The organism is Marinococcus sp. LNHM3E3-2.2, assembly GCF_056034385.1.
In genome coordinates this window covers 417677-430390 of sequence record NZ_JBQLIC010000001.1, presented here as the reverse complement: position 1 = coordinate 430390, position 12714 = coordinate 417677, and the positions used below count along the sequence as shown (strand labels likewise).

At 46.6% G+C, this 12714-nt stretch carries 11 protein-coding genes; 2 read left to right on the top strand and 9 right to left on the bottom strand.

Annotated features, from left to right (window positions below):
• Window positions 1–370: 370 nt before the first annotated feature.
• The 8 genes from ACTRXF_RS02175 to ACTRXF_RS02140 form a co-directional block, all read right to left on the bottom strand.
• Window positions 371–1405, bottom strand: a complete 1035-nt coding sequence (locus ACTRXF_RS02175) for a zinc-binding dehydrogenase (RefSeq protein ID WP_474277661.1) — start codon at window positions 1403–1405, stop codon at window positions 371–373.
• 246 nt (window positions 1406–1651) lie between these two features.
• A complete protein-coding gene (locus ACTRXF_RS02170; RefSeq protein WP_474277659.1) occupies window positions 1652–3382 on the bottom strand; it encodes a PrpR N-terminal domain-containing protein in 1731 nt (576 codons plus the stop codon).
• 65 nt (window positions 3383–3447) lie between these two features.
• Window positions 3448–4443 (bottom strand): 4-hydroxythreonine-4-phosphate dehydrogenase PdxA, encoded by a 996-nt coding sequence (gene pdxA, locus ACTRXF_RS02165; RefSeq protein WP_474277657.1) that lies wholly within the window; start codon window positions 4441–4443, stop codon window positions 3448–3450.
• Window positions 4440–5729, bottom strand: a complete 1290-nt coding sequence (locus tag ACTRXF_RS02160; protein WP_474277655.1) for a four-carbon acid sugar kinase family protein — start codon at window positions 5727–5729, stop codon at window positions 4440–4442. The genes pdxA and ACTRXF_RS02160 overlap by 4 nt, the downstream gene beginning before the upstream one ends.
• Before the next feature lie 71 nt (window positions 5730–5800).
• On the bottom strand, window positions 5801–6775 hold the full coding sequence (locus ACTRXF_RS02155; protein ID WP_474260748.1) for a 2-keto-3-deoxygluconate permease: 975 nt from the start codon (window positions 6773–6775) through the stop codon (window positions 5801–5803).
• Between the two features lie 338 nt (window positions 6776–7113).
• Window positions 7114–7386, bottom strand: a complete 273-nt coding sequence (locus ACTRXF_RS02150; RefSeq protein ID WP_474260747.1) for a hypothetical protein — start codon at window positions 7384–7386, stop codon at window positions 7114–7116.
• A gap of 80 nt (window positions 7387–7466) precedes the next feature.
• A complete protein-coding gene (locus ACTRXF_RS02145; RefSeq protein WP_474277653.1) occupies window positions 7467–8216 on the bottom strand; it encodes a helix-turn-helix transcriptional regulator in 750 nt (249 codons plus the stop codon).
• 240 nt (window positions 8217–8456) lie between these two features.
• Window positions 8457–9530 carry an aldo/keto reductase gene (locus ACTRXF_RS02140; RefSeq protein WP_474277651.1) on the bottom strand — a complete coding sequence of 358 codons (1074 nt, stop codon included), beginning with the start codon at window positions 9528–9530 and terminating at the stop codon, window positions 8457–8459.
• Window positions 9531–9778: 248 nt separating this feature from the next.
• On the opposite strand from ACTRXF_RS02140, the gene ACTRXF_RS02135 reads away from it, so the two are divergent.
• Both ACTRXF_RS02135 and ACTRXF_RS02130 read left to right on the top strand, forming a co-directional pair.
• Window positions 9779–10321: a GNAT family N-acetyltransferase gene (locus ACTRXF_RS02135; protein ID WP_474277649.1), complete on the top strand. Its 543-nt coding sequence runs from the start codon at window positions 9779–9781 to the stop codon at window positions 10319–10321.
• Window positions 10322–10564: 243 nt separating this feature from the next.
• Entirely contained in the window at window positions 10565–10855 is a 291-nt protein-coding gene (locus tag ACTRXF_RS02130; RefSeq protein ID WP_474277646.1) for a hypothetical protein, read from the top strand.
• Window positions 10856–10934: 79 nt separating this feature from the next.
• Here the strand turns inward: ACTRXF_RS02130 and ACTRXF_RS02125 are convergent, their stop codons facing one another.
• Window positions 10935–12578, bottom strand: a complete 1644-nt coding sequence (locus ACTRXF_RS02125) for a catalase (protein WP_474277643.1) — start codon at window positions 12576–12578, stop codon at window positions 10935–10937.
• Between the last annotated feature and the right edge of the window lie 136 nt (window positions 12579–12714).

The window sequence follows — 12714 nt, the reverse complement described above, 5'->3', positions numbered from 1 at the left end:
CTCCTCCTATTTTTATTATATACCCTAATAGGGTATATAGAAATACTTTAAAATCAATGAATTTTTACCAATTCGTGAACGGATTAAAAATTAATCTAGACGTACCTATATAATGACACCAACATGTAAAGAAAACGTGAAGATGATTAATTTGAAAATAACTATCTTGTTTATACTTGTATCCAAGGACTATAATGCTGCTTCCTTAATATAAATCCCCAGGCGTATATTTACTGGCCGGGTAACGTTTTATGTTCCAATGATGAAATATATGTTTAATACCAGTGATGCAAAAAAATAGCTCTTCATAGAACAATTAAAGGGGAAACACAAATGAATGTGTCTCCCCTTTAGCGGTTATTCGCTTATCTTACGGCTTCACCAGTACTTTAAGTGCTTCACGGTCATTCATCGCCCGGTAGCCTTCCGGAACGTCTTCGATTCCCATGGTGACATCAAACACGCGGCCCGGATTGAGGGTGCCGTCGAGAATGTCCGGCAGCAGCTCGTCCATGTAGGCACGGGTCGGAGCTGGGCCTCCCGTCAATGTGATATTGTGACGGAAAAGACTTGTAAACCCGACCGGCGCCTCTTCATACTGCGGCGCGCCTACACGGCTGATCACACCGCCCGGACGGACAGCGCCCACGCTCATGTCATAGGCCGGCATCAGCCCGACACACTCCAGTACGACGTGGGTCCCTTCACCGTCTGTCAGCTCACGGACTTTGGCAATGCCTTCCTCCCCGCGCTCTGAAACGACGTCTGTGGCACCGAATTCCACTCCGAGGTCGGTGCGTTCCTTATGGCGTCCCATTAAAATAATTTTCGGTGCGCCGAGCTTTTTCGCAGACAGCACAGCAAGCAGTCCGACGGCTCCGTCACCCACCACGGTGACGGTCGTGTTTTCATTCACACCGCCCATAACGGCTGCATGGTAGCCGGTGCCGTAAACGTCCGAAATGGTCAACAGGGAAGGAAGCAGCGGTGAATCGTCATCGATGTGGTCCGGCAGCTTAAACATGCTCCCCTGCGCCTGCGGGATGCGTACATATTCTGCCTGGCAGCCGCTCATAAATCCGCCGTTCACGCACGACGTCTGCAGCCCTTCCTGGCAGTACGGGCACGTATTGTCCCCATACGCGAATGGCACGACGACAAGATCGCCCTGCTTAAAACCTGTGACGCCGGAGCCCATTTCATCGATGCGGCCAATTACTTCGTGGCCCATCGGCTCGCCTTCCCCGTGATCATGGGCATGCATGTGACGGTACGGATGCAGATCACTTCCGCAGATGCACGCAGCAACAACCTTCAACACGCTGTCCGTCGGCTCCTGCACCTCTGGCTTCGGTACGTCTTCCACACGGACATCGCCCGCTTCGTACATGATATTTGCTTTCATAGCTGATTCCCACCTTGTCATAAATATGTTTTCTCTTATTCTCACTTCTCTAAAATTTATAGATGAGTGATGCGTACAGTGTAACCCGGGAAGCGGGATTTAAAGCAAGAAAAAGGGGTTACCCTTCTTTACGTCATAATCTTCCTGTCATTTCATTTCCATAAAAAAACACCTCCATCTGCCGATTTCACTTGGAAAACGACGTTAGAGGTGTTTTACTTATTCTTATTTCGTTCCATTTAATCTTCAGCTTTTGAGCTTACGCCATAATGTTGATCGGTTAATGTTCAATCGTTTGGCAGCCCGGGTCTGGTTCATGTTTTCTTCCTGAAGCACTAAGTTGATCACTTGTTTCTCAATGTTATCCAGTGGCTGATTCAGATCCAGCACTTCACCCCTTCCATCAGTGGATTCAGCATTAGTCAGAATGGCTTCTCTGGAAATATACGGACCGTCGGAGTTCCGTACACCCACTTCAACCAGTTCCTGCAGTTCATGCAGATTCCTCGGCCAGTGATAGGCTTTCCATTCTAACAAAAGGCCGCTTTCCACTCCCACAATCTGTTTCCCGTGTTTTGAATTGTTTCTGGCAATGAATGTGCGTATATATTCCGGTAAGTGCTCGATTCTCTCACGTAAAGGAGGCAGTGAAAGCACCAGGCTTTCTTTTTGAAATTTCTCTTGAAGCAAAGGCAGCTCAGTTTGCCTGGCAGCAAATATAATTACAGAGGCGGAAGCAGAGGCAATTTGAAAAAGTTGTTCAAGCCTATCTTTTGAAAGAGCCTCCCAACTTTTAATGTAAAATGTGCCACTTCCCGATACAATCATAGCTTCGAGCCGCTTCATCGCAATTTCGCCGAAATCTTCGTCCAGTCTTACTTCCCATTGATTTTCAATATAGTTATTACGGTAATGATGCAGCGCGGTAGCAATGGAACGCTTACCCGTCCCATTTTCCCCTTGGATAAAATATACGGATTCAGTAAACTTTTTCGCCTTTTCCACCACGGAACGTACTCGTTCATCAGCTGTAGAAATTTGGCCAAAGGAAACAATGTCTGATTGTAACGGCTGAATGGATAAACCATTTTGTTCTATTTTGTATCTGTTTTCATCACTGATTTTCAAAAAATACAGTCGTTCTTTTCCTTCAACTAAAAATTCTCCTTCTACAATTACACTGCGTCCCTCAAAAACGAACGTCTCCTGAAGAAAAGAATAATTCAGCATTTTTTGATGCAAGCTCTGCAATGTATTGCTCTTCTCAGCATTTTGATTTACATACGAGGTCAATCGAAAGAGATTTAAAAATGACTGATTGGCAAATATTAATTCCCCGGTATCTTTGATTAAAGCAATATTTTCCGGTAAATGCTCCAGTAAATGATGATAGCTTCTGTTCATCGAGTCCTGATAAAGCATTAGCCTTCCAACTTCTTTTGCCTGAAAGACAGCCTGTTCCACAGACTCCGGCCCAGAGGTTATCATAATCCCCTCCAGTCCAAAACGCCGGGCTGTCGTCAAAGTTACTGTATCTCCAATAATAACTTGTATGTTTCGGCTGATAGCATTTTCTACTGCCTGATGCACCTCTAAAGAGCTGTGAATAACCTGATAGGAAATGGATATACCCAATAGTTCCGCCACCTGATTCACCCCATGGCAGACGTTGGGAAACCCGATTAATTCTATAGGCTCTTTAGAGTCTTTGAAGAGCAGCAGCGTACGCAGTATATCGTAGCCGGAAACATCTATTTCAACTACTGGAAGAGAAGTTCGTTCACGCAAAATTTGTGCCGTTCCGCCCCGGCTGATCAATACATGGTAGTTTTGCTCCTCAAACTGGCGGGCAGGTTCTACAGCTTCTTCCAGATCAGCTAACTGTACGTCTATAATCACTTCCTGGTGAGCTTCACTGACCTTGTTTGCTACTTCTTTTAAGCCTTGATACGGAGCTATAATCCCTATTTTCAACATTTTCTTACTCCCTTTAATGCAATTTCTTCATATTTTACATGAAAATGCAAGATTCGGAGAACAAGTTATTTAGGTGCCAGCTCCGCAGCGATAGTGAGCGCTTCAAGAAGACTCCGCTCATCCGCGATATTTTTTCCGGCTATGTCAAAAGCTGTCCCATGATCGACCGAGGTTCGTATGACCCCGTAATTTAAACCAACCGTAATATTCACTCCAGCTTCAAGTCCAAGAACCTTCACTGGAGCGTGGCCCTGGTCGTGATAGCATGCTACGACAACGTCAAAATCGCCCCGGCCTGCACGAAAAAACAGCGTATCTGCCGGATAAGGCCCTTCCACGTTGATATTTTCCTCCTGAGCCTTCTGAATGCCAGGGAGCAGCTGCTTTTCTTCTTCTCCATATCCAAACAAACCGTTCTCCCCAGCATGTGGGTTAATACCGCATACAGCAATTTTAGGATTGGAAAAGCCGGCCTTTGAGAGTGTGCTGTGAGCGAGACGAATGACGTTATACGTGCGTTCGGGCGTTATTGCTTCAATGGCATCCTTCAACCCCAGATGGGTTGTGAGATGAATAACCTTCAGATTGGGAGCAGAAAGCATCATGGAATAATCCTTCGTGCCTGTCAAATCAGCAAGAATTTCTGTATGTCCCGGATAATTGTATCCTGCTCCCTGAAGAGCTTCCTTATTTAACGGAGCCGTACAGATAGCATCAATACGCTTCTCCATGGCAAGCTGCACTGCTTTTTCCAAATATAAAAATGCATGCTTGCCCGCCTCGAACGATAACTGACCAAAGGGAAGATCAGGGTCTAAATCCCCTACCTGGAGGCAATTAATTACTGAAGGATCCACTTTCGCCTCTGAAGGATCCGATATGGACACTACTGTCTGGCCGGTATTCGTAATTTTTATTACGTCCTCTAGACGTCCGGTGTCACCGATGACCACTGGCGTGCAATATTCATAAACAGAAGCACCTGCCAGAGCTTTTACAATAATTTCTGGTCCTACTCCTGCAGCATCTCCCATCGTAATCCCAATAACTGGCTTTGTCATTTTAAAATTTCTCCTCTCAGTGTTTCGATCGCATGAATGAACGTATTTTCCGTACCAAAAGCCCCTGCTTTCGTAATGGCTATAGGATTATAATATCCGCGCAGTCTTCCCAGGGGGATACCAGGTTCAAATTCCTGAAACAATTCAAATTCTATGCTTTCCAGTGAAAGGCACACCGATCTGGCTACGTCCCCGCCCGTCATTAAGATCGAATCAAACGTTTCAATATCGAAAATCATGCGTGTTAACCTGCCCAATCCTTCAGCAATTTTTTTCGTGGCTTCCGCCATCGGTATATTTATTTCTTCCGCTTTTTCTTTAACATTCTCTACAGCCGTTTGAGTTGTATCCGTGGAAATAAGCATTACTGGATGACTACGCTCTGAAACAGCCCGAAGAATTTCTTTGATGGAAGGATCATACTGCCATCCGGGATCCAAAAAAATTTCCGGTGGTACCGACCACCCGGGGTAATCCGCCTCCAGGCGGGCTTTCTGTTTTTGAGTTATACCGCTGCGGCTTCCAGCTACAACCAAAACGGACTCACACTCATTTAACCTTTCTGCTTTTTCAGAGGAGGCTTCGCTCCCGCTTAATCCGTAAACATCAGGTAAAAATTTCATGAGGCCGGCAGAACCAGCCCAGATAAAATCGTTCCCGGTGGCTGCAAGCGCCCGGCTCTGGCTTAACATCAGCTCCTCCGTTTCCCCGTCGAAGCTAAGATATACCACGCCCTCCCCTTTCAGACGTTTAAGCAGCTCTGCAAGTTCACCGGAGTATAGATCATCTTCATTTAGATGATAAGCTTTATAACTGCTTTGCAATTGAAGAAGAGCAGTAACTTTTGAAGAACTGACGCTCTGATTAGGAAAAGTAGATATGCCGGTTTCCTTTAAAGCTTTGTCATTTACATATAAATTTCCATTTCTAACTGTTCTTCCATTCTCGGGATAAGCAGGGTTGAGCAGGATAAAATCCGGTAAAAACGCATCATACAGCGCGTCCAATTCATGTCCAATGTTCCCTCTCATCGTAGAGTCAATTTTTTTATACATTAATGCCGGGGGATTCACAGTAATTGGCCCGACAGATTCTTTAACCGTCCGGTAGGCTTCTTCGGAGGTTATTTCCCTCGAATCTGTGTCAATGATAAGTGCTTCTTTATTCACAAAATCACTTGTATCGCTTGCCTTAATGGCAACAGAGGGGCGGTAACCGTATTGAACGCACTGTACCCCCGAGTCATTCGCTCCCGTTAGATCATCAGCGATTATACATATATCCATATTAAGATCACCTCGTCTGGCAAAAATAAGAGGACTTCATGTTTTGAAATCCTCTCATTTTACGTTAAATATCATTGAAGATACGTTTGAAGCTTTCCTTTTTTCTCCAAACGCTTTACAAGAAAGCCTACATAAATAGGCAATAGTATAGCAGTAGTCACGACACTGGCTGCCACCTGGACGGTAGCCACGGATTCCACACTGGCGAAGGCGGCATTGGCGGAAGCTATCGCTGCCGGAGTCGCAACTGAGTTACCTGCTGAGGAGCCCTCCGAAGCCCCTACAATCGGGTTCCAGTTGAACAGCTTGAACACCCAGTAGCCAGCGGTTCCGGTTAGAAATACAGTCATAAATCCAAGGACGATGCCGCCGAGTCCCCCCGCTAAAATGTCCGCAAAGTTAATTCCCATACCCAGCGCGAAGGCGAAAAACGGAATCAGCATGTTGCTCCCAGAGTCCAGAAAGTCTCTCATTTCTTCATCCAGATTTCCTAAAACCGCCCCAATCACAATTGGCAAAAGCACCGCAACGAAATCAATGACCGAAAATAAACCGTCTACAAAGCCCATTGCACCAAAAATCGATAACGCCACCATCGTAAGAAAAGGGCCGTCATTAAGCGCCAGTATGGAGTAGGCCGCCCTGTCGTCTCCTTTGCCGTACTGCCCGACAAGCGCTACATACAATCCACCATTACTATTTGTCATGGCTGCGATAATAGCTAAAGGGGCAAGCCCTAGAAATAAACCATCCGTACCGGCAAAAGCATAAGCAATCAAGCCGAAAGCAGCCCCTACCGCCCATTTGACTGTCAATAACGTGACACCTTTACCTATCGTGGTTCCTACGTTCCTTACGTTTATTTGCGCTCCCGCACAAAGTAAAAATAATGCAATTAGCACTAACGCGCCGTCAACAAAAAGTTCTTGAGTAAAACCTCCGATACGCAGCATACCAGGGAAAAAGGTGTTAATCAGGGCCCCAAGTAACAAAGGAACTACCATCATGCCTCCAGGAATTTTCTCCATATTCGCTTTAATACGCATTATACAACCTCCTTTTTATTTTTGCAATTTGCAACAGTATATATAATAGCGCTTACATGTTGAAATATAAAACATATCGATTATTTTTTCAACTGAAAATACAAAAATTCAAAAAACAGTTGCAAAATAAAACAAATCATATAGTATAGTTAAGCGCAATGGAAAAATGGGCAAGCAATTCCTCGTCTGCTGCATGAAGCTCGGATGCGTTCAAACCTGTGCCGCTCCTTCTATATGAACTATGAGAAGCAAACCGACTTTATTAAGACGAAGGAACTTCCTTCCTTAGAAAGTTAAATACTTAGATGACAATAATATAAAAAAGCCACCTCTATTAGTTAGAGACGGCTCTTATGTATGCTTTCTATAAAATAACCAGCGATGCTGGATGCGTCTTTTCGTAAAACTACCGCTGCTGACCCTGACGAAGATCTCAGTTTTTTGACAGCACCAGTCTGCTCTAATCCATTGACACAATCGTCTAGTTCCTTGGCGTGTACGGGAAATGACAGCTTGCGGGTTACCTGCCTCACCAGCGCAGACATTTCCATTTCACCATCATTTGCTTCCAGGCAGGTAATGACCGCCTGTTTTAAATCCTGCGTGCGCATTCATTTTCCCTCTTTCTCTTTCTTTGCCAGAAGCGGCTGACCGCTCCTATCTTTATCCTTATTAGCTGCGTTAACCTTTTTTACCGCTGGGCTGCAAATATACGATACTGCCTTGGCGTGCAGCCATGAATGCTTTTAAAGCACACCCCAAAATAGCTGGCGCTCGAAAACCGCAGGCGCTCAGCGATTGATTTCACCGGTTGGGCGGTCGCCTGCAGAAGGTATGCCGCCTCCTCGGTCCGTTTATAAGTCACGTAGTTCGGAATAGACGTCCCCAGTTCTTCGTTGACCAGCCGGGAAATATGACTATGGGAGATGCCGAGCTGATTGGCCAGTATCTCCGTGTTCAATTCCTGGTAGATCTGCTGATTTACGAGTGTAATAAACCTTGAAATAATCGGGTTATTGTAGGACTGGAAATCATCGTTCCAGGTCGTATCAAGCATACCGTCTACCAGCACGTTGATTCCTTCATAAAAATCCTCTTCCCGCTCCCATTCTTCCATGACATTGATCAGGGCTACCGAGGCGGCAAGCGCCTTTTTATTATAAGAAAATGTCTGGGTGTACCGGTCCAGAAAGCCGCCAATCAGAAAGAAGTAATACTGCTTCAGCACCAGCAGGCGTTTGTCGTCCTCCGGCTCCAGCAAAATGATCCGGTAAATGGCTGCCAGTTCTTTTTTGGCCTCGTTTTTGCGGCTGCGGAAGATGCAGTCGAAAAAGCGGTTCTGTGCCATATACAGCTGCACCAGATCTTCGTTTTCAGCCTGTTCCATTTTCTCTATCTCCCGATCATACAGCGAACGGAACCGTTCATAATTCATGCTCATCGCAGATGTTCCTTTGTCTTATGTATTAGTCTGTCCTTATAAACATACTACATTTCGCGTTCATAATCTATTAATTATAATTCATAAAATATCAATAATTCATCTTTTCTGTTAAAAATAGCGGATTTTCTGTAACCGCCCGATAGATTTTCTTCCCTAAAAGATATTCAAGCTTAAGTAATTTAAAGCACAATAAAAAAAATGTACCGGCATCGGATATTCTAATGCCGGTACATTTTTTTATTGTTCATCCATCCCCATCGACTTCTTGTATCCTTCCAGATACGGCATTTCGGAAGGGCTCCCCATCTCAAAGCCGCCCATTGTCCGGTGCCACAACGGGTAAATCGGTGCCGGACGCGCGACGGATTCGATCCGGTCATGCTCATCCTGCGTTAAATACATATCTGCCGAAGCCAGATTTTCGCGCAGCTGCTCTTCGTTGCGGGCTGCGATCACGATCGGGCCGACATTCGGGCGATGCTTCACCCACGCGTAGGCGATTTGCGGCACGGTGGCGTTTCGCCCTTCGGCTACTTCCTCGAGCGCGTCAATCACCTGATACAGGCGTTCTTCATCCTGAATCCACGGCTCCGGCCACCCGCCGCCCTGGCGGGTATTCGCCGGTGCTTTTTTGTTCCGCCCGATTTTCCCCGTCAGCAGTCCTTCCCCAAGCGGGCTCCAGATCATTGAACTCACGCCAAGCTCCCGGCCTGCCGGCAGCAGCTCATATTCCGCTTCACGAGCCTCCGGCGTGTAGTAGATCTGCTGAGTGACCGGCGGAATGTAGCCCGGACGCTCTGCGACGGTAAACGTTCTTGCCAGCGCCCATCCGCTGTAGTTAGAAACGCCCCAGTACCGGATTTTTCCGGATTTCACGAGGTTGGTCATTGTTTCCACGGTTTCCTCCACCGGCGTGCGGCCGTCCCAGAGGTGGACAAAATATACATCCAGATGATCGGTGCCCAGCCGTTCCAGCGTCCGATCGATGGACGCTTGAATGTTGCTTCGGGATGCACCGAAAGCGTTCGGATCATTATCAAAATGAAAGCCGGTTTTGGATGTCAGAAGCACTTCGTTCCGCCGGCCTTTAATGGCAGACCCCAAAACGCGCTCGGCATCGCCCTTCGAATACAGATTCGCGGTATCAAACATGTTCATGCCTGCCTCAAGCGATATATCCACGATACGGCGGGCGTCCTTTTCATTAATGCTTCCGGTCGCTTCAAAGCCGTTCGTTCCGCTGAAGGGAATGGTTCCGAGTATATACTTCGGCACGCGCAGGCCAGAGTTTCCAAGATAAATATATTCCATAGTTAAAGCCTCCTGTGTGTTAAATCATTCCTCTGACTGTCCGGTCACCTTCTGTACTTTCAATTACTTTGTTCTTATACCTTGAATGATTTTTCTGCAAACATTTGTAAACGAATACTTTTTAAATTCAGACCAGGATAAAATGCTTCAGCTTTTGATGCTTTACACTCGCTTCTATGGTATGATTTTATTTAATTTCCTTTTATTGGATTAAAAGTTTGCATTGCCGCGTTTTAGGAGGTGACATTATGAAGGAAAAACTGGAGACCGGACGGCTGCTGATGAGAATTCCGGATCCTTCCAGGGATACAGACACTGTTTTCCAGGGCATCCGGCAGTCCCATTCCAGTCTTAAAACCTGGATGAGCGCCTTTCAGGAGCCTCCAACGCCTGCGGGTACTGAAGCCTTTTTAACGGAAGCCTGCGCACAATTTTCCAAAAAGCAGAAGCTGCGCTATCTTTTATTCGAAAAACAGCACTGTTCCTTCGTCGGAAGCGTTGTTATTCAGGAAATTGACTGGCACATTCCGCGCTGTGAGCTTGGCTACTGGATCCTGGACCCTTATCAGCGCAGAGGATTTGCACTCGAGACTGTCATGGAAGCTGTCCGTTACGCTTTGGAGGATCTGGGAATGAACCGGATCGAAGCCTGGACAGATGAGCGGAATTATCCAAGCACCGCCCTGCTTGAGAAGGCCGGCTTTCAGTTGGACGGCATATTTAAAAATGATGAACGGTCCGCTGACGGTACGTCTTTAATAAATTCTGCAGTGTATTCGATTACTACTTAGGACAAAGCTTACAGCCTACATCGTTTTAAATTAGCACTTTTGGCATGAGTAATTATTATAAAAAAGGGGTATTTCTTCAGATACGGGGATTAACCCTGTATAGAATTGCTTATAGTTACAGCTGACTGAATAATATTCATTTTTCTCTGCACCTGATTCAGGTAAAAGAAAAAATGCTTTTTAGGGTTTCCATTCTATGGATTGGAACGCCCTTTTCACTTTATTAAAGGAGTTATTTAAAATATGTCTTCCATCGTATTCGGTTATACTTTTTATGAACAGGAGCTGATCATCGGGACAGCGGTGAGCCTGGATCCTTACCTTCACGGACAGGAAGTACACATGTTTGAAAGCATCGACAAATTGTTTCAGGCGCTTCATCCATTCGCGGTGAACGGGACTCCTGTATGTTTTCTGTCTGATGCCCGTGTGTTGAAAGCCCCGTGGGCCTCATATGATCTAAGCCACAACACGAAGACGCCGCCATGCTTCCATACGTTTGACGACGATAACGGCCAGCCGCTTTTCGAATAAATAACGGAAAATTAATAAAGAGCTGAAGCCGGAGGATGATCTCCAGCTTCAGCTCTTTTATTGTTTTTAGGCTTCCCTCTTAGTAAGGGTCCGACGGAATACCATGCTCTTCAGCCTGCTTGACGCCTTCTTCTGTTTTCGTGGCGCCTGCCGGTCCTCCGTGCGTGGCGTCCTGGTCAGCGCCGTCAGAGGAGCTGCTGTTTTTCAGCCCTTCTTCGACCCGGCGGCCGTAATCCTCATCGCACTTTTTAAAGTGGGCAATCATTTCCTCCTGAATTTCCTTTTTACACGGAATCAGGTTATCAACGAGGTTTTTGATTAATTCATCTTTTTCCCATTCCTTAAACTTACGGAATGTTTCTCCCGCCTGCCGGTAAGGATTCTGGCGGTCGATGGCTTCTTTTTTCACTTCTCCTTCGGTATAAGGAGTGTGCGGCTTGCCGCTCATCTCCGCTTCCTTCAGATTATTCAGCGTGGAAGGCTCGTAGTTCACGTGCGGATTCTGTCCTTCGTCATTATCGACTTTATACGACATCTGTCCGCCGCGCTGGTTGGTGGCGACTTTTTTCTTCGCCTGGTTGATTGGCAGCTGCAGATAGTTCGCACCGACGCGGTACCGCTGCGTATCGGAGTATGAGAACGTACGTCCCTGCAGCATTTTGTCATCGGAGAAATCCATGCCGTCGACAAGGACCCCGGTACCGAATGCCACCTGTTCCACTTCGTTGAAATAGTCCTCCGGATTGCGGTCAAGCACGAGCTTGCCGACCGGGATCCACGGGAACTGCTCCTTCGGCCACAGCTTCGTATCGTCGAGCGGGTCAAAGTCGAGCTCCGGATGATCGTCGTCGCTCATTACCTGCACGCGAAGCTCCCATTCCGGATAATTGCCTTCCTCGATCGCTTCGTACAGATCCTGGGTGGCGTGGTTGAAGTTTTTGCTCTGGATGCTGTCCGCTTCTTCCTGGGTCAGGTTGCGGATGCCCTGAACCGGTTCAAAGTGATATTTCACGAGCACCGCTTCTCCGTCTTCGTTCACCCATTTGTACGTGTTCACCCCGGAGCCCTGCATCTGCCGGTAGTTGGCCGGAATGCCCCACGGGGAGAATAAAAACGTCAGCATGTGCATTGATTCCGGCGTCTGCGACATAAAGTCGAAGATCCGCTCGCTGTCCTGCACGTTCGTTACCGGATCGGGCTTTAATGCGTGAATGACGTCTGGAAATTTGATAGCGTCCCGGATAAAAAAGACCTTCAGGTTGTTGCCGACGAGGTCCCAGTTGCCGTCCTCTGTATAAAATTTCACGGCAAATCCGCGCGGATCACGGAGTGTTTCTGGGGAAGTCCCGCCGTGGATAACAGTGGAAAAGCGTACAAACGCAGGTGTCCGCTTGCCTTCCTCCTGGAAGATTTTTGCGCGTGTATATTTGGAAATCGGTTCATCGCCAAAGGAACCGTACGCTTCAAAATAGCCGTGGGCGCCTGCGCCACGGGCGTGCACTACCCGCTCCGGTACACGTTCGCGGTCAAAATGGCTGATTTTTTCAAGGAATTCATAGTTTTCAAGCGTTGTTGGCCCGCGATTACCGACGGTTTTCGAGTTTTGGTTGTCCCGGACAGGATGACCCTGCCTGGTCGTGAGTGTTCCGTCTTCATTTGTATTCTGCTTATCGTTGTTTTTTTCTTCGTCTTGTTCGCGTTCATTATCGCGATCTTTACTCAATGTATATACCTCCTTTATAAATCTATTGATTTTTACCCGGGGTTATTATGATTTAAACGATTTTTTTGAATTTTTTAAATTCAAGGTATATAGCTATATACCCTAACACAGCAGTCTTTCAAGGAGTATATAATAT

What these genes read in the sequence shown, in the direction of transcription:
- ACTRXF_RS02175 (WP_474277661.1), bottom strand. Translation starts at nt 1,405, where the DNA reads ATGAAAGCAAATATCATGTACGAAGCGGGCGATGTCCGTGTGGAAGAC.
- ACTRXF_RS02170 (WP_474277659.1), bottom strand. Translation starts at nt 3,382, where the DNA reads ATGTTGAAAATAGGGATTATAGCTCCGTATCAAGGCTTAAAAGAAGTA.
- pdxA (WP_474277657.1), bottom strand. Translation starts at nt 4,443, where the DNA reads ATGACAAAGCCAGTTATTGGGATTACGATGGGAGATGCTGCAGGAGTA.
- ACTRXF_RS02160 (WP_474277655.1), bottom strand. Translation starts at nt 5,729, where the DNA reads ATGGATATATGTATAATCGCTGATGATCTAACGGGAGCGAATGACTCG.
- ACTRXF_RS02155 (WP_474260748.1), bottom strand. Translation starts at nt 6,775, where the DNA reads ATGCGTATTAAAGCGAATATGGAGAAAATTCCTGGAGGCATGATGGTA.
- ACTRXF_RS02150 (WP_474260747.1), bottom strand. Translation starts at nt 7,386, where the DNA reads ATGCGCACGCAGGATTTAAAACAGGCGGTCATTACCTGCCTGGAAGCA.
- ACTRXF_RS02145 (WP_474277653.1), bottom strand. Translation starts at nt 8,216, where the DNA reads ATGAGCATGAATTATGAACGGTTCCGTTCGCTGTATGATCGGGAGATA.
- ACTRXF_RS02140 (WP_474277651.1), bottom strand. Translation starts at nt 9,530, where the DNA reads ATGGAATATATTTATCTTGGAAACTCTGGCCTGCGCGTGCCGAAGTAT.
- ACTRXF_RS02135 (WP_474277649.1), top strand. Translation starts at nt 9,779, where the DNA reads ATGAAGGAAAAACTGGAGACCGGACGGCTGCTGATGAGAATTCCGGAT.
- ACTRXF_RS02130 (WP_474277646.1), top strand. Translation starts at nt 10,565, where the DNA reads ATGTCTTCCATCGTATTCGGTTATACTTTTTATGAACAGGAGCTGATC.